The organism is Bacillus cereus group sp. MYBK245-2, from assembly GCF_051916145.1.
Classification (GTDB): Bacteria; Bacillota; Bacilli; order Bacillales; family Bacillaceae_G; genus Bacillus_A; species Bacillus_A pacificus.
In genome coordinates, this window is the sequence record NZ_JBQAGB010000012.1 from 1 (window position 1) to 15,485 (window position 15,485).

Sequence of the window (15,485 nt, forward strand, 5' to 3'; positions counted from 1 at the left end):
CAGATACACGCTCGTCACGATGATTTTTTAAAGCACCCATCATAAGAAATCTCTCCTTTTCCTCTTTTTTATCAGTGTTGACACATAAAAAGAGGTTCAGACACAAAAACAGGCTGTGGAGAAGACTTTCTCCACAGCCTGAAAAAAGATGGTTAAAAACCATCTTTTTTATTTTGTCATCTATTTAAAAAGATTTGATATATTATCTGGTGGTGAGGATATACAATTAAAAGCATCCTTTTTTTCTTTTTTGTTCAATGAGGTAAGAAATTGCTTCAATATGATCGCCAATGATTTGCTGTGTTGCTAATGAAAGGAAACCTTCTTGAGAGAAGTGTTTTTCTGGTCGAACCCGATTCATCTTATCAACGTCGACAGAATGGACATTTTGTACATGAAGGCCTGCTAAAATTGTTTTAACTTGACTCGAGGTAGGTGAAAGAAGTGAATCAAAACCAATTGTATCAATACATTTTCGACTAAAAGCGTGAGGCACAGCAATTGTGGATCCCATCCCTAAATCCTTTCGATTACATGCTAAATTCACAACATATTTACATGCGGTCACGATAGAATAAGGAAATCGATACATATAGTAGTACTCTAACTTATTTAAAGCTAAATCTGTACCATTTTGAACAGATTGTACAAATGGTAATAGATCAGAACTAGGAATTAAGAAATCGCCATCTATAAATAATAATATATCACCTTTTGCAAAACGTGCGCCAACAGCACGTCCAGTATCATTACCAAGTGGCTCTTTGTAGCTAATAACTGTTGCACCACAATTCTTTGCCAATGCCTCTGTTCTATCTGTTGCTCCATTAACAATAATGATAATTTCTAAAGGTTTTAATTTTTGTACCTCATAAATTACAGATTCTATCGTTTTTTCTTCATTTTGAACAGGGATGATAACCGATAATTGTTTATCCCCATAAGTATTCGAATAAAATTCTTTACCTGTACTTATTTTTGGCATATATTTTTGTTCGCCGTTTTGAAGCCCTAAAATAATATCCCGCCTTCGATTACTATCAGTATAGTTTCCTCTTGAATCTTGCGCTATATTTATCCAATTTTCAATAGCTTCAAGATGATAACAAGTGAGTTGTTTTGAAGGGAAGGAGGGGATTTGAGGTATATAAATTTTTAAATGATTGCAAATCTGAAATTTATATTTAATAATTTTCATTTGTGCCAATATCGGATTTGATAAACTTTCTGGAGTAATTGCCTCTAGAACTTCTTTTGTTATTGCGTAGGGAGGAAATAATAATGAGTTAACATTTAAATCTGAACGATGAAAAAAATGATTCGTAACTTGCTGCCACATCATTGCTATATTCGGCCGTTGCTTCTTATAAAAAAAATAATCCAAATTATTTAATACTACATCAGCGGATCCGTCTAGTAATGGTTGAAGAAATTGTATAAGTGTGGAAGATTGAATAATGTAATTTTCATCTAAACATAATAGGCAATTACCTCTCGCTTTTTTTGCTCCAATCGTATAACAAATATTATATTCTGTTGATTCTTCTAGTGTAATAACTTTACAACTGTAAGATCGTGCAATATCAATACAATCATCAATACATCCGTTAATAATAAGAATAACTTCTAAAGGTTTCAGTTGTTGACATGCTTTTAAAATTTCGGGTAAAACGCTTGTTTTATGCTGTATGGGGATAATAATAGAGATTGAATTTTTACACATAAGTAGTCTCCTTTTTAATCAGGGGTAGTTATTAATAAGAATAGATAAAATAGGAGATAAATATTTTCTTGTTACAAACATAGCAATTATTTAGTTTTATCTGACTCCGAATTTTCATTAACTGAATTAGAACCTTTGTTTATACCAGAAGCTATTAAATTATTGAGAACACTAAGATCTAATTGCATAGGGATTGAGTTTTCGGATGTAGTTTTCTCATTTTCTTTTTTTGTAGTTAATATTGTTCTTATGTTTTTTATTTCTTTATATTGTTTTAAGATAATGAAAAAACCAGAAATGATTAAGAGAAAAGACAAAAAAGTAAGCAAAAATATTATCTCCAACATAAAATATCCTCCTTCAAAAAGAAAATTATAATAATATTATTTAATAAGGTATTTAATGATACTCCATACTTTTATGGTTGAATGCAATAAGAAAAAATTCATACTAATGAGTTCGCTTTTCTAAATATATGCAAAATTTTAGCAAAAGTTACTGGTTTTTAAGTTAGAGGAAATAATTATAGGTACGTTATACAATCTAATGAATTAAAGATTCATTTGTAGTGTAAAGGTATATATTATATAAGCTACACGTCATTATATAAAAAGTTAAACAGGGTGTAATTTTATAGAAAAAGAGCATTTAATTGGACAAATAATTAATTATGTGAAACAATAATAACAGATAAGGAGACGTTAATTTTCCTTAAGTGCTTCGAATTAATTTTATTCAATAAGAGAAGGTGTGCTTAAAGAAGTTAAATTAAATAAGGAGCTGTTTTATTATATGCAACAAAATAATGATTTAAATTTTGAACCTCAAGACGTTAATATTGTCAATCCTAAACAAGCCAGGAAAGCAGTAGTTGCTACTGGTATAGGGAATGCAATGGAGTGGTTTGACTTCGGATTATACGCGTATTTAGCGGTAATTTTAAGTCAATTATTCTTCTCAGGTGTTGATAATAGTGGATTGCAACTTGTACTTACATTCGGTACATTTGCTGCAGCCTTTCTCGTTCGACCAATCGGGGGTGTATTCTTTGGTAGAATAGGAGATAAGTACGGCCGAAAAATCGTGTTAAGTACTACTATTATTTTAATGGCACTTTCTACATTATTCATCGCATTACTACCAACCTATGAACAAATTGGTGTATGGGCACCAATACTACTTTTAGTTGCTCGAATGATTCAAGGCTTCTCTACAGGCGGCGAATATTCAGGAGCAATGGTTTATATCGCAGAATCTTCTCCAGATAAAAAGCGTGGTATACTCGGTAGTGGTCTTGAAATTGGAACACTCTCAGGTTACATTGCTGCTTCGGTAATTGTTACCATTTTGACGTTATTGTTAACAGATGAACAAATGCTCAGCTGGGGCTGGCGTATTCCTTTCTTAATAGCTGCACCAATTGGCTTGGTCGGTTTATATTTACGCCGTCATTTAGATGAATCTCCTATCTTTGAAGAGATGGAAAAAGCACAAGAGGAATCTGAAGACAATGAACAATTTTCATTTATGGATATTATGAAATATCACAAAAAAGACTTCTTATTAAGCACAGTAATTGTCGCCTTCTTTAATATTACAAATTATATGATTCTTTCGTATATTCCTTCTTATCTAACTCAAGTACTTAAAGTCAAAGAAACAACTGGCTTATTAATTATTTCAATTACGATGGCACTTATGATTCCGCTAGCACTTTATTTCGGTAAATTAAGTGATAAAATTGGTAATAAACGCGTCGTGCAAATTGGCTTACTTGGTTTAACTGTATTTGCCATTCCAGCATTTTTACTAATAGGTAACGGACATATTGCCGCTATATTTGCAGGTATTTTCGTATTAGGTTTCTTCCTAAGTGTGTATGAAGGAACATTACCTTCATTATTACCATCACTCTTTTTCACCGATGTACGTTATCGAGCACTTTCGATCTCATTTAATATTTCTGTATCAATATTCGGTGGAACAACACCACTTGTATGTTCATACTTAGTTCATGCGACTGGTAACCCGCTCGCACCGGCATTTTATTTAACAGGTGTAAGTATCATTGGATTAGTCGTATTTAGTGTTCTATTCGTTACAACATCAGGACGCGCGCTAAAAGGTTCATATCCTACAGTAGAAACGAAAAAAGAAGCACACCAAATCGCTAAAGAAGACCCTGAAGAAACACTTTGGTGGCATGAAGAGTCATTAGAGATTGAAGCAGGGAAAAACGCCTCAATTTAAAAAATAACGTAGAAGTATAAAAAGACTCCTATGAAAATAGGAGTCTTTTTGTTGTATTATTTTTTCCTTTTCTTTAAATCCTTCTGATACATGTAAAGCTTATGAATTTCATCCTTAAATTCCTGCAAAAGTACGGTGTTTTCCTCATTTGAATAACGCACTGTATTATAAGCATTAATAATAATATGACTTTGAATATTTACATCTTCTTCACTATTTATTCTATCTAACCATGCCTCAATAGTTTCGCCTCGATTTCTATTTAAAGGGGGAGTTAACTTACTTTCAAGCTTAAAAATCTCTTTTCGAATTTCGTTATGTGGCGGTTTGTTTCGTTTCAAACGTTTTTGGCTCATCCCTTCTTTATCAGTGATGATAGTAGATTCAAAGACAGGTATATTTGGTAAACTGAATTGTTTTCGTTTTTTTATTATTTTCCAAACGACATAAATAGCAATGGCTGCACAGGCTATTATGGTTATGCTATTTATAAGAGTTGGATCAAAAGGACGTGGCTCCAATCCATCCTTAATTGTAGGATCTTTTAGATTTCCTTTATTCGACCAAAAATCATCTGTTTCTTTTAACGCGGCTGCTGAAAATAATGGATTAATAGCGTATCCGAACCCTAATGCAACTGCTTCTATGATAAATGAAAAAACAAGACGAATGAAAGGAAACACTTGAATAAGTACTATACTCATTACACCAATCGTAATAATAGAAGCGAAACGTAATAACTGTTGATTACGATTTGCCCCGGTTAACCAAAATGTAATCATAATGTGTAAAACTAATAGTAACAGTTTCCATAAAGGTGGAAAGGGCGTATAAAATATGGCTGAAACACCAAACCAAACAATACCACCTAACGATTTTTGAACTGGATATCCTGGTCCAACTACATGTACGATAAAGAAGAAAAGCGGTAACATAATGGTGCCAAATAGAGAGAAAGGGAGAAAAATAGAACAACCGATTATTTGAGTTATTAACAGTATGACAAATCCTGTTGTTTTTTTCTTCATTAATTTATGAACAAGAAATACACCAATATAGCCTGTTGCTAAAAATATAACAACAGCAACAAGTTCGTCCCTTTCTGTTAATAACGAAAGGAGGAGCAGCAGAATAAAGTCATTAACGTGATAGAGCCAAGTTTTCAAGCTTTTCCACCATCCCTTCGTTATTTATGAGAAACGTAGGTTGCGATAGAAGAGAGAGGTCATTCTTCTGCAAGCCAATGTAAATCATTGTAGACGATCGTTCTCCTTTTCTATTTGTATAATGGAGAAATCCTGGTTTTGGAATTAGTGTGCTATCGTCTGAAATACGTGCCAATTCCTCTAAAGCTTTTGCGTAATGTGTTTGTCCTTCATTTAATGGTAAGTGCAGAGGGCCACCTTCAGCTAATACACTAATAAATAATTCAAACGGTATTTGATGCTTCGTAGCATATTGACAAATGTATGTTGCAAATGAAATAAGATCTTCTATATTATCTTTCCAACCAAACCCGCGATCAGCAGCTAAAGAAAGACAGATCGTCCAACTATAATTTTTTACAGGTTCATATTGCTTCGCCTGTAATTCCTGCATTTTAGCAGATGCTTTCCAATGAATAGAACGGAAAGACTCACGTTCATATCGTTTCACACCGATAATAGATGTTTCATCATTGTAAAATGAAAAATTGGTTCGATAAGATCCATTTAAAAGTTGCTGAAGTTCTTGCAAACCTGCTACTTCTTTAGGAGAAGGGTACACAATAATTTCAGTTCTTAATTTATCAAATACAGGTAAATGTACAGATAATAAATGAAAAGGATCTTTCAAAACACATTCGAATTGTTCAATTTGAAACACGCCACGCTTCGTTGCGGTTAATGATAAATCCCATTTTTGCATTGAATGAGCAGGTTGTGAAAATGGGAAAGAGAATAGTGTTTTTGATATTTGTTCAATTCCTTGATCTTTATTCGGTAGTAGGGACGGATCTAAATGAAAATAACAAACACCATTAACGAGTGGTATATTTGCTCCATTTTTTAAATGAATAAAAAACTGTCCAGATTCATCAGGGAAAAGCCGAGTTGTTTGTTTCTCATTTATCACTTGAAACTTTTTCTCTATGTAAGCGACATATTTATAAATGAAAATCGCAAATAAATAGTAGAAGAAAAAGAAAAACATAATGATTCGTTGCGGCATAAAAAATGTAAATAGTATCGCGCCTGGCACAGATAGTTGAATAATATGAAGTTGAAAAAATAAAGGTACAGTTACAACGCGCTGTCCATTCATGCTTGCTCAATCTCCACTGGCACGTCAACCTCTTTTAAAATCTTTTGCATCATTTCATTTTTTGTCGTACGTAATGCGCCTTCCATTGATAAGACGATACGGTGATTCCAAACAGAAGGAACTAACAATTGTATATCTTCTGGTGTGCAATATTCTCTCTCTCGTAAAAAGGCTAGCGCTTGAACAGCACGTACTAAAGCTAATGTGGCACGTGGACTTACACCGTTAGCGATATAATCATGATTTCTTGTAGCGTGAGCAAGTTTAATAATGTAATGTTCTAACGGTTCTGATACGAAAATTTCTTTCACTCGTTTCTGTGCCTCTAAAATATCATCTAAAGTAATAACAGATGTGACACTTTCTAGTGGTGCATCGTTACGAAAACGTCGCATCATTTGTAGTTCATCTTCAGGATTTGGATAACCTATAGAAATTGTCATTAAAAAACGATCAAGCTGTGCATCTGGAAGAGGGAACGTTCCTTGTGATTCAATTGGATTTTGCGTCGCAATAACAAAGAACGGTTTTGGAAGAGGAGTTGACTGCTTTTCAAGCGTCACTTGTCGTTCTTCCATCGCTTCTAATAAACTAGACTGTGTTCTTGGCATTGCACGGTTAATTTCATCTGCCAATAAAATATTTGCCACGACTGGTCCTAGTCTTAACTCGAATTCGCTCGTTTTCGGATTGAAGTATTCAATACCTGTCACATCACTCGGAAGTACATCGGGTGTAAATTGAACGCGAGAAAAATTACCACCAATACTTTTTGAAAGTGTTTTCGCAAGTAACGTTTTCCCAGTACCAGGTACATCCTCAAGAAGCACATGACCGTCAGCAAGCAAGGAAACAATTAATAGATCTATAACATTTTCTTTACCTACAAAAACTGATCCTATATTTTCTTTCAATTTATTTATCATATGTATCATTCCTTTCAAAATATAAACGGATATTTCTATATTTTAACAAATTATTCAGAAAATTTATACGGTTTTTCAATTCAAAGAAATAAATATTCAATTATTAAATTATATTCTTGCACATTTTGGAATGCAAATATATAATATCGGTATACGATGTATCGTAAGTCGATATATCATGAAGCGATGTATCGGAGGTGGTTATAATGAATACGAAAGCGAGAAAATATATTCCGTTAACTGAGGCGACATATTACATATTGTTATCACTAGTGAAACCAATGCACGGATATGGAATTATGCAATTGGTAGAAGAGATGACAAATGGAGAAGTAAAGCTCGGTCCTGGAACTTTATACGGGAATACGACGAAGTTACTAAAAGAGAAGTTAATAGTTGAAGTGGCTTCTACAGATAGAAAGAAGTGCTATGAATTAACGCCGTTTGGGAGAGAAGTGTTGGAGCTAGAGTACAATAGATTACAGCGTTCGGTTAAAAATGGGAATAGTATATTAGGGGAGTGATTGGAAGATGGAGACAAAAAGGGTATTTAAATTTTACGCGGGATGGAGTTTAGAAAAAGAGGAAGCCTTTTTAAGAAAAATGCATCAACAAGGCTGGGCGCTACAAAGGTATAATATGATGTATACGTTTAAGAAAACTGAGCCGAAAGATGTAATTTATAAAGCAGATTTTAGGTTGGATTATAAAGATTCAAAAGAAAAGAAAAAAGAATATATTGATATATATGAAATGTGTGGATGGAAACATGTAACGAGTTTTGCGAAATGGAATTATTTTTGCAAAGAGGTAGAAGAGGAAAATGAGTTGCCTGATATATATTCAGATAAGGAAACGAAGATACAAAAACTTACTGAGTTGTTACAAGTCATTGCAATTATGTTTGCAACATTAATTCCAGCACTTTACTTATGTCTTTTTGGAGTATCAGAATCTGGATTATATAAAGGTATGGTAGGTTTTTTGGGTTGTTTATATTTATATATACTTATTAATTTATATTGGAAGATTAATAAAATGAAAAAGGAAATATTGTAACAAAGGTTGCGACTATTAAAAGGGGAGGATTGGGATTGTATAGAATCAGCTCCTTTAATTTTTATATATGTTTATTTTGTTCGATCTTTTTTACATAATAAAAGACCTCCTTTTTAATTCATAGAACTAACAGTTACAAAGATAATCCCAGTAATGATACCTAAAAAAATCATAAATGAAGAAGTAATTAATAATAACGAACTAGTAATTAATATCACTTTATTAGATTTTTGTTTTTTATAAATGAAATAAAGTAAAAGACCACAAACAGTAGAAAGTATCCATGTAGCTAAACCGTAAGAAGTCGAGATTTTCTTCCAGTTGAAAATCCAAAAGTAAAAGATGACTATGTGACAAGTTAATAGTAGAAATGTTGATGGAAACATTATCTTTTTATTTAAAATCATTTGTTTTACCTCCCTTATGTAAATATTACTAAAAAAGTGTAGGGTTTAATATATATAATAAGGAAGAAATACATTTTTAATTAACGTATTAAACGAAAAAATCCCTTATAGAAAAATCTATTTCTACAAGGGATAATCATGTTTTTATTAGAAAGACTGATTTTGTGCAGGTTTAATAAATTGTTCAGGATTTTCAACAAGTCCGCATACAGCGCATTGGACTCTGTATGTAGGTCCTTGGTAAGCCATATGAAAAGCATTCATCGTTTCATTTGTGTATTCTTCTTCTACTTGACCAGTTTGTGGATTTAATTTAACTGGTTTTACTTGTTGCTCAAGAATATTAAAGCGCGTGCGGTTCGTTTTACAACTTGGACATAGCATTGGTTCCATATGTATACACCTCCATTTGTAGCATTTCTTAAACTCATTAATTTTATGCAAACAAAAAAACTTTCTCAATATAAATAGGTGTTTAATGTATTTAAAATTCAGAAAAAATAAAATATAATAAGAGTACGAACTGGTTATGTCCAAACCAAATCTCCTGTTTTATGCCAATAAGCTGGGGGGCCGAGAAATCGGCCTCATTTTTTTGTGCTCGCTACTATAGGAAACAAGGTTTTTATGAGACTTTTGTCGAAATTTTAGGGATGGATATAAAGGGGGATTAATAATGGATTTGAAGATGAAGTACATCATTTTATATGTAGAAAAGTTTGAGGAATGTTTAAAATTCTATAAAGATATTTTACAGTTGCCTATAAAAGCAGAGCACGGTACATATATTGAATTTAATACGGGATCTACAATATTAGCAATGAATACGCGGCAAGACGTGAAAGAATTAATAGGATTACCACTTACAGAAGGCGAGTTACAATCTTCTCATTTTGAATTAGGATTCGTTGTTGAAAATGTAGAAAAAATGATTGAGCAATTTAGAGAACAAGGTATTACGATTTTAGTTGAACCAATTGTAAAGCCGTGGGGACAAACAATTGCATACATTGCTGATCCAGATGGGAATTATATCGAAATTTGCAGTTCATTAGAATAGAAGGAGAAAAAGAGATGGGGTTTCCGAAACTAGAAACAGAACGTTTACAATTAAGAGAATTAACACTGTTAGATGCAGAAACGATGTTCCGTTATTTTTCAAAAGAATCTGTTATACGTTATTTCGGAATGGATTCTTTCGAAAATATTGAGCAAGCGAAAACAACGATTCAAACGTTTAAAAATCGTTATGAAGAGGGAAGTGTATTTCGCTGGGGAATAGAGAAAAAGGGGACGGGCCAATTAATCGGAACGTGTGGTTTTCATTTAATTAACCATCATCATAAGCGAGCTGAAATTGGTTATGAATTAGACGATACATATTGGGGACAAGGATACGCATCGGAAGCGTTACAGGCGATTTTAGCTTACGGGTTTGAAACATTGCAACTTATAAGAATTGCTGCTGTTGTATATGTAGAAAATAAAGCTTCTCAAAAATTATTAAATAAAGCAGGATTTCAAGAAGAAGGATTACTTCGAAAACATATGATTCAAAATGGAGTTGCGCATGATACGATTTTATATTCTTTATTAAAAGAAGAGTGGAAGAAATAATGAGTACAAACGAACTTATAACTATTATGAAGAAGCATAGGGAAAATAGATTCATTTTAGGTATAGATGGTTTAAGTCGTTCAGGAAAAACAACATTTGTTGCAAATTTAAAGGAAAATATGAAACAGGAAAGCATTCCGTTTCATATTTTTCATATTGATGATCATATAGTGGAGCGTAATAAACGCTACGATACCGGATTTGAAGAATGGTATGAGTATTATTATTTGCAATGGGATATTGAGTGGCTTCGGCAGAAATTTTTTCGAAAGTTACAAAATGAAACGAGACTGAAATTACCGTTCTATAATGATGAGGTAGACTTATGTGAAATGAAAAAAGTACAGATCCCCATAGTAGGTGTCATAGTAATTGAAGGTGTTTTTCTACAGCGAAAAGAATGGAGAAATTTCTTTCACTATATGGTGTATTTGGATTGTCCAAGAGAGACACGGTTTCTACGGGAAAGCGAAGAGACCCAAAAGAAACTTTCGAAGTTTCAAAATAGGTATTGGAAAGCAGAGGATTATTACTTAGAGATGGAATCGCCGAAGGATAGGGCGGATTTAATCATCAAATGATTTGAAAATAGAAGGTGGACATAATGAATATTTTATGGGATTTTGATGGTACGTTATTTGATACGTATCCTGCATATACAATGATGCTATCTGAAATATTGGGTGATAGTGTAGATGAACAAGAAATTTACAAAAATCTAAAAATATCATATTCACATGCAATTCACTATTATAATATTTCACGTGAACAGGAAGAAAGGATTAAAATTTTGAAGGGGAAAATCACTCCAAAAGATATGAAACCTTTTGGAGGTGTTGAAGAGATTTTGAAATATGCGGATAAAAATGTGATTATGACTCATAAACATAGGGCGGGGGTTATGGAAATTTTAGAATATTACGGCTGGGACAAATACTTCGTCGACATGGTTACAATTGACGATGGTTTCCCCCGAAAACCGAACCCTTTATCTTATGATTATTTGCATAAAAAGCACAATATTGATTTAGCTATTGGTGATAGAGAGTTAGATTTATTACCTGCAAAAGAATTAGGTATTTCAACATGTATGTTTCAAGGGGATTGTGATGTAGCGGATTATTCTTTATCGCATTACTCGGAATTTTTTAAAGTGGTGAATGATAGAGGGTTTTCTTTATAAAATAAGTGATTATTAAAGACTGTATCTTTCCATTTAAAGATACAGTCTTTATTTTTTAGAGTTATTGCATCTTTATTTTCTATACACTTCAATACGTTCGTTCCCCCAGGTATTCAACAAGGTTTCTATGTGTACCAATTGCCATGGATTAAAGAATGATTGTCCATCTTTATTAAAGAAATAACCGTCGCCTAGATGAAAAGAGGCATGTAGTACTTTGTTCTTTTCATTTTTCCAAACAAGGATATCGCTAGGTTGTAAAGAATCGATAGAAGCTGATTTTAATCGATACTGTTTTATTTGTAAACCTTTTAGAAAGCTATTATCATGTACCCATTTCGTAATAATCCATTTTGTCTCAGATTTTTCACTACAAATACTCGCTAAAGTAGCTGCAAGACAATTTGCTCCGTTTGCAGTTGAAAAAGTATTAAAATAGGGAGCGATATAGGGAAAACTTTTTTTGAATTTTTTGATTTGCTCTTTACTTAATGAAGTTTGATAAACAAATTGTTTTGTTAATAAAAGTAAAAATTTATATTGAAACTCTTTATGTAAGTTATCCCATAGTGATTTTTGCATACTTATATAACGCTTCGAATCATATGTAAATGAATAAGGAGATACATGTTGTAATATGAACGTTTTACTTGAAGGAGATGGTATATCCTCTAGTACACATTCAATCATATCCCATTCATAAATAGAGCCTCTATTAACTTCAAATTGAATTCGGAAAATACTTTCGCGTGTTTCTTTGTCCCATTGCATAATCAAACTAGGGTTTGCTACACAAACAAATTGAATGTCCTTATGAATATTCCATACTTGATAACTATTTCTGCTATTAATATTGTTAAAAATGGTATGGTTAGAAAATTCCTCCTTAGGCATTAGTAAAGTATTAGATGTGAAATGTTCTACTACTGTTCCATACTTTTTAGGGAAAAAGAATAAATCATATTCAGGTAGAAATTGTTCAATCCATTTATTTAGTATATTTGTTTCGATTTGTATACTTGTCATTAAAAATCACCTCTAAATCTATATTCTACACTAGTACTTTAAACACCTTCTTAATATACAGAAAAAGCAATATTACTTATCATTAGATATGAAAATATAGGAAATATTATTCAGTGTTTGTAAGTATTCATGTTATTCTAATAATAGATTTCAATAAAGCGAGTGATCACATGAGTATTTTCATTTTAGAAGACGATGTCATACAAGCACAGCAAATGAAGCGGCTAGTTGAAGAGATTTGCGAGAAATATAGGTTGCCTTTTGATTTTATTGAGGTAACTAGTAAAAGTGAAAACATCATTACTAACATTGCTAAGGCGAAGTATGTCCCAATCTATTTTTTAGATATAGAGATTAAAAGGGAAGAGCGTAAAGGGTTACAAGTAGCACAAGAGATACGAAAGTATGATACGCAAGGAATTATCGTGTTTGTAACGACGCATTCTGAATTTGCACCTATTTCATACCAATACATGGTAGCAGCTTTAACTTTCATTGATAAAGGGTTGCCATACAAGGAGAGATATAAAGTTTTTGAACAATGTTTACTTCAATATGAAGCAAGAAATAAGCATATTATTCCGTCCGATGACTTTATCGTTGAAAATAGTAATGCCACTGTGCGGGTTCCTTTTCATGAAGTTGAATATGTTATGACTGATGAACCGCACCGTTTAGCATTAGTGACGTTAGATCGTATCGTTTATTTTTATGGAGCATTAAAGGAGATAGAAATAATAGATGAACGTTTATTTCGTTGTCATCAATCCTATATCGTGAATACGAAGCAAATGTCTTCTTATGATGCGAAGCAAAAAATGATAGTTTTAAAAAGCGGGAAACGTATTCCGGTATCACGTCGTTTAGTGAGTAAAGTACGTAACATGTTAAAGGGTGAGATGTAATGTATATTTATGATTTATTTGCAATATTGCTTACTAGTATGTGTCATACGTTTTTATACATACAATTAATCCGGTATAACAGATTGTCAGTTAGAATGTTAATAGCTTTAAGTGCGGTATTCATTATTTTACTTGCTATTGTCGTAACAGTAACGAGATATCCAGAATTGAATAGTACGATTGTGTTATTTTTAATAAGTTTAGGATTAATGCAAAATGAACTAAAACTTAAGCATAATGTATATTTTGCACTAGTGAGCATGGTGATTATAACGTTAGTAAAAATGTTGCTTTTGGATTTAGGAATGAAACTCTTTATGTTAACGCCATTCAATTTATATTTATGGACAGGAAGTATAATTCATCTTATCGTAACGACACTTACTTTTATCGGTATTCTATTAGCGCGTAAAAGAATTCAAAAAATTGCTCAATATATAGTAAGTAGTCCGTTATATTATATAACTTACATATTATTAATTGTCGGGTTTATTATTGAACTAATTTTAACTCAACCGTCAACTGAGTTTTTAGCAAAAATAAATCAACAATACAGTGAAGTAAGTTATAATTCAGCGATTATTATTTTTTTATTATTACTAATCATTGTACTAATAAGCTCACATTTATCGAAAGAAAAGTTACGAGAAGAGCATGAAAAACGTTTAGATAAAGAGTTATTAGATTATGTGGAGAAATTAGAGAATATGCATGATGAGCTTGCTAGTTTCCGTCATGATTATATGAATGTATTACTATCGTTAGAAGAGGGAATACGTACAAAAAATGTGAAAGAAATTGAGAAAGTGTACTACGATGTTATTGCTCCCACATTCAAAACAATAAATGATCATGAACTTGATATCGCAAAATTATCTCGCATACATATTCCTGAAGTAAGGAGTGTATTAAGAGCGAAAGTCGGTACTGCCCAGCAGCAACAAATAAAAGTAATGCTTGATATACCAGAGAACATTGAAAGTGTTTCGATGGCGATTATTTCATTTATTCGCATCATTTCAGTTTTAGTAGACAATGCAATTGAAGAAGCCGTACAAAGTGAGGAGAAGATATTGCAAATCGCATTCTTTAAAATGGATTCACGACAATATTTCATCGTGCGTAATAGTTCAAAAAGTGAAGGGATTGATTTGCAAAAAATTTATGAAAAAAACCATTCAAGTAAAGAAGGGACTAGAGGATACGGACTATTCTCATTAAAACGTATCATGAATAAAACAAATAATGCGACGTTAGAAACAACTTATGTAAGTCCCTATTTCACGCAAACATTTATATTAAAAGAGATGAAATAACCATCTATGATGAAAATGAAACCGAATAGGAAATAACTACATACTTTCTTCACTCATTTTTATACACTTCAAGTAAGAGGTGAAGCGAGATGAATGGTCTTATTTTTACAGCAATGATTAGCTTTGGTTTACCGCTTATTGCACTTTTATATGCTTTTTGGAAGAAACGCTATATTCCATATATGTTAGGGGTATTGGCTTTTGTTGTATCACAAATATTGATTCGTATACCAATACTGAATTATGTAAATGGAACTAGCACAGATTTTCAAATGTTTTCTGTTATGCAGCCTGTCCTATTTGCGCTTTTGCTTAGTTTATCAGCTGGAATTTTTGAAGAGGTAGCTCGTTTTATCGCCATGCGCTATTTTATGAAACAACGAGATTGGCAGTCTGGTTTTTTATTTGGGGCAGGACATGGTGGTATTGAGGCAGTGTTAATAGTTGGCATCCCAGTAATATCCCTATTATTTTCACAAACAGTCATTCAAAATGGTGACAGTTACTATTTCGGCGGCATTGAGCGTATTTTTGCGATGGTATTACATGTTGGGCTTTCCTTCATTGTATTACAAGCTGTCGTCCAAAAAAAATTTCGTTATGTTGTATATGCAATTCTCATCCATGGGGCTGCAAATGCAATAGCGGGCATTATATCACTTTATGTACCAGGAAAAAGCGGGATCATTATATCAGAAATTTCAATAGCAATTTGTGCGTTACTCGTTTTTAGTTATAGTTTCATTTTAAAAAGAAAGGGTGTATGAAA

The 15,485-nt window shown here is 32.5% G+C and carries 18 protein-coding genes; 10 read left to right on the forward strand and 8 right to left on the reverse strand.

The window, feature by feature from the left end; all coding sequences use genetic code 11:
- Positions 1 to 226: 226 nt before the first annotated feature.
- Entirely contained in the window at positions 227 to 1,723 is a 1,497-nt protein-coding gene (locus ACTFRN_RS19065) for a glycosyltransferase (protein ID WP_000335275.1), read from the reverse strand.
- 86 nt (positions 1,724 to 1,809) lie between these two features.
- A complete protein-coding gene (locus tag ACTFRN_RS19070) occupies positions 1,810 to 2,070 on the reverse strand; it encodes a hypothetical protein (protein WP_014893623.1) in 261 nt (86 codons plus the stop codon).
- 445 nt (positions 2,071 to 2,515) lie between these two features.
- Here ACTFRN_RS19070 and ACTFRN_RS19075 point away from each other — a divergent pair, with 445 nt between their 5' ends.
- A complete protein-coding gene (locus ACTFRN_RS19075; RefSeq protein ID WP_001186945.1) occupies positions 2,516 to 3,973 on the forward strand; it encodes an MFS transporter in 1,458 nt (485 codons plus the stop codon).
- Positions 3,974 to 4,029: 56 nt separating this feature from the next.
- Here ACTFRN_RS19075 and ACTFRN_RS19080 read toward each other — a convergent pair whose 3' ends face one another.
- Genes ACTFRN_RS19080 through ACTFRN_RS19090 form a run of 3 tightly spaced genes read right to left on the reverse strand, consistent with a single transcriptional unit; the run spans position 4,030 to position 7,203 of the window.
- A complete protein-coding gene (locus ACTFRN_RS19080; protein WP_014893624.1) occupies positions 4,030 to 5,139 on the reverse strand; it encodes a DUF4018 domain-containing protein in 1,110 nt (369 codons plus the stop codon).
- Positions 5,114 to 6,277: a DUF58 domain-containing protein gene (locus tag ACTFRN_RS19085; RefSeq protein ID WP_074568390.1), complete on the reverse strand. Its 1,164-nt coding sequence runs from the start codon at positions 6,275 to 6,277 to the stop codon at positions 5,114 to 5,116. Before ACTFRN_RS19085 ends, ACTFRN_RS19080 begins: the two co-directional genes overlap by 26 nt.
- A complete protein-coding gene (locus ACTFRN_RS19090; RefSeq protein WP_000608765.1) occupies positions 6,274 to 7,203 on the reverse strand; it encodes an AAA family ATPase in 930 nt (309 codons plus the stop codon). Before ACTFRN_RS19090 ends, ACTFRN_RS19085 begins: the two co-directional genes overlap by 4 nt.
- Before the next feature lie 206 nt (positions 7,204 to 7,409).
- Here ACTFRN_RS19090 and ACTFRN_RS19095 point away from each other — a divergent pair, with 206 nt between their 5' ends.
- Positions 7,410 to 7,727, forward strand: coding sequence for a PadR family transcriptional regulator (locus ACTFRN_RS19095; RefSeq protein WP_001092634.1), 318 nt, complete (start codon positions 7,410 to 7,412; stop codon positions 7,725 to 7,727).
- Positions 7,728 to 7,734: 7 nt separating this feature from the next.
- A complete protein-coding gene (locus tag ACTFRN_RS19100) occupies positions 7,735 to 8,262 on the forward strand; it encodes a DUF2812 domain-containing protein (protein ID WP_074568389.1) in 528 nt (175 codons plus the stop codon).
- Between the two features lie 113 nt (positions 8,263 to 8,375).
- On the opposite strand, the gene ACTFRN_RS19105 is transcribed toward ACTFRN_RS19100, so the two are convergent.
- Entirely contained in the window at positions 8,376 to 8,669 is a 294-nt protein-coding gene (locus tag ACTFRN_RS19105; RefSeq protein WP_074568388.1) for a hypothetical protein, read from the reverse strand.
- A gap of 147 nt (positions 8,670 to 8,816) precedes the next feature.
- Entirely contained in the window at positions 8,817 to 9,062 is a 246-nt protein-coding gene (locus ACTFRN_RS19110) for a hypothetical protein (protein WP_000433609.1), read from the reverse strand.
- Positions 9,063 to 9,345: 283 nt separating this feature from the next.
- On the opposite strand from ACTFRN_RS19110, the gene ACTFRN_RS19115 reads away from it, so the two are divergent.
- Genes ACTFRN_RS19115 through ACTFRN_RS19130 form a run of 4 tightly spaced genes read left to right on the forward strand, consistent with a single transcriptional unit; the run spans position 9,346 to position 11,469 of the window.
- Positions 9,346 to 9,729, forward strand: a complete 384-nt coding sequence (locus ACTFRN_RS19115; protein WP_049111781.1) for a VOC family protein — start codon at positions 9,346 to 9,348, stop codon at positions 9,727 to 9,729.
- A gap of 14 nt (positions 9,730 to 9,743) precedes the next feature.
- Positions 9,744 to 10,286 (forward strand): GNAT family N-acetyltransferase, encoded by a 543-nt coding sequence (locus ACTFRN_RS19120; RefSeq protein WP_000506666.1) that lies wholly within the window; start codon positions 9,744 to 9,746, stop codon positions 10,284 to 10,286.
- The gene (locus ACTFRN_RS19125) at positions 10,286 to 10,867 is read left to right on the forward strand and encodes a kinase (RefSeq protein WP_049111785.1); all 582 of its coding nucleotides are present in this window, start codon (positions 10,286 to 10,288) and stop codon (positions 10,865 to 10,867) included. The genes ACTFRN_RS19120 and ACTFRN_RS19125 overlap by 1 nt, the downstream gene beginning before the upstream one ends.
- Positions 10,868 to 10,890: 23 nt before the next feature.
- On the forward strand, positions 10,891 to 11,469 hold the full coding sequence (locus tag ACTFRN_RS19130) for an HAD-IA family hydrolase (RefSeq protein WP_049111787.1): 579 nt from the start codon (positions 10,891 to 10,893) through the stop codon (positions 11,467 to 11,469).
- A 72-nt stretch (positions 11,470 to 11,541) separates the two neighbouring features.
- Here the strand turns inward: ACTFRN_RS19130 and ACTFRN_RS19135 are convergent, their stop codons facing one another.
- Positions 11,542 to 12,495 (reverse strand): hypothetical protein, encoded by a 954-nt coding sequence (locus tag ACTFRN_RS19135; RefSeq protein ID WP_074568387.1) that lies wholly within the window; start codon positions 12,493 to 12,495, stop codon positions 11,542 to 11,544.
- A gap of 170 nt (positions 12,496 to 12,665) precedes the next feature.
- Between ACTFRN_RS19135 and ACTFRN_RS19140 the strand changes: the two genes are divergently transcribed.
- The 3 genes from ACTFRN_RS19140 (at position 12,666) to ACTFRN_RS19150 (ending at position 15,483) form a co-directional block, all read left to right on the forward strand.
- The gene (locus ACTFRN_RS19140; protein WP_074568391.1) at positions 12,666 to 13,400 is read left to right on the forward strand and encodes a LytR/AlgR family response regulator transcription factor; all 735 of its coding nucleotides are present in this window, start codon (positions 12,666 to 12,668) and stop codon (positions 13,398 to 13,400) included.
- The gene (locus tag ACTFRN_RS19145; RefSeq protein WP_046647447.1) at positions 13,400 to 14,716 is read left to right on the forward strand and encodes a GHKL domain-containing protein; all 1,317 of its coding nucleotides are present in this window, start codon (positions 13,400 to 13,402) and stop codon (positions 14,714 to 14,716) included. Before ACTFRN_RS19140 ends, ACTFRN_RS19145 begins: the two co-directional genes overlap by 1 nt.
- A gap of 89 nt (positions 14,717 to 14,805) precedes the next feature.
- Positions 14,806 to 15,483, forward strand: a complete 678-nt coding sequence (locus ACTFRN_RS19150) for a YhfC family glutamic-type intramembrane protease (protein WP_074568385.1) — start codon at positions 14,806 to 14,808, stop codon at positions 15,481 to 15,483.
- Positions 15,484 to 15,485 lie beyond the last annotated feature (2 nt).

Excerpts from the sequence above, each read along its gene's own strand:
- ACTFRN_RS19145 (WP_046647447.1), top strand. The coding sequence starts at position 13,400 with ATGTATATTTATGATTTATTTGCAATATTGCTTACTAGTATGTGTCAT.
- ACTFRN_RS19090 (WP_000608765.1), bottom strand. The coding sequence starts at position 7,203 with ATGATAAATAAATTGAAAGAAAATATAGGATCAGTTTTTGTAGGTAAA.
- ACTFRN_RS19115 (WP_049111781.1), top strand. The coding sequence starts at position 9,346 with ATGGATTTGAAGATGAAGTACATCATTTTATATGTAGAAAAGTTTGAG.
- ACTFRN_RS19110 (WP_000433609.1), bottom strand. The coding sequence starts at position 9,062 with ATGGAACCAATGCTATGTCCAAGTTGTAAAACGAACCGCACGCGCTTT.
- ACTFRN_RS19130 (WP_049111787.1), top strand. The coding sequence starts at position 10,891 with ATGAATATTTTATGGGATTTTGATGGTACGTTATTTGATACGTATCCT.
- ACTFRN_RS19125 (WP_049111785.1), top strand. The coding sequence starts at position 10,286 with ATGAGTACAAACGAACTTATAACTATTATGAAGAAGCATAGGGAAAAT.
- ACTFRN_RS19150 (WP_074568385.1), top strand. The coding sequence starts at position 14,806 with ATGAATGGTCTTATTTTTACAGCAATGATTAGCTTTGGTTTACCGCTT.
- ACTFRN_RS19085 (WP_074568390.1), bottom strand. The coding sequence starts at position 6,277 with ATGAATGGACAGCGCGTTGTAACTGTACCTTTATTTTTTCAACTTCAT.
- ACTFRN_RS19120 (WP_000506666.1), top strand. The coding sequence starts at position 9,744 with ATGGGGTTTCCGAAACTAGAAACAGAACGTTTACAATTAAGAGAATTA.
- ACTFRN_RS19070 (WP_014893623.1), bottom strand. The coding sequence starts at position 2,070 with ATGTTGGAGATAATATTTTTGCTTACTTTTTTGTCTTTTCTCTTAATC.
- ACTFRN_RS19100 (WP_074568389.1), top strand. The coding sequence starts at position 7,735 with ATGGAGACAAAAAGGGTATTTAAATTTTACGCGGGATGGAGTTTAGAA.
- ACTFRN_RS19065 (WP_000335275.1), bottom strand. The coding sequence starts at position 1,723 with ATGTGTAAAAATTCAATCTCTATTATTATCCCCATACAGCATAAAACA.
- ACTFRN_RS19135 (WP_074568387.1), bottom strand. The coding sequence starts at position 12,495 with ATGACAAGTATACAAATCGAAACAAATATACTAAATAAATGGATTGAA.
- ACTFRN_RS19075 (WP_001186945.1), top strand. The coding sequence starts at position 2,516 with ATGCAACAAAATAATGATTTAAATTTTGAACCTCAAGACGTTAATATT.
- ACTFRN_RS19140 (WP_074568391.1), top strand. The coding sequence starts at position 12,666 with ATGAGTATTTTCATTTTAGAAGACGATGTCATACAAGCACAGCAAATG.
- ACTFRN_RS19105 (WP_074568388.1), bottom strand. The coding sequence starts at position 8,669 with ATGATTTTAAATAAAAAGATAATGTTTCCATCAACATTTCTACTATTA.
- ACTFRN_RS19095 (WP_001092634.1), top strand. The coding sequence starts at position 7,410 with ATGAATACGAAAGCGAGAAAATATATTCCGTTAACTGAGGCGACATAT.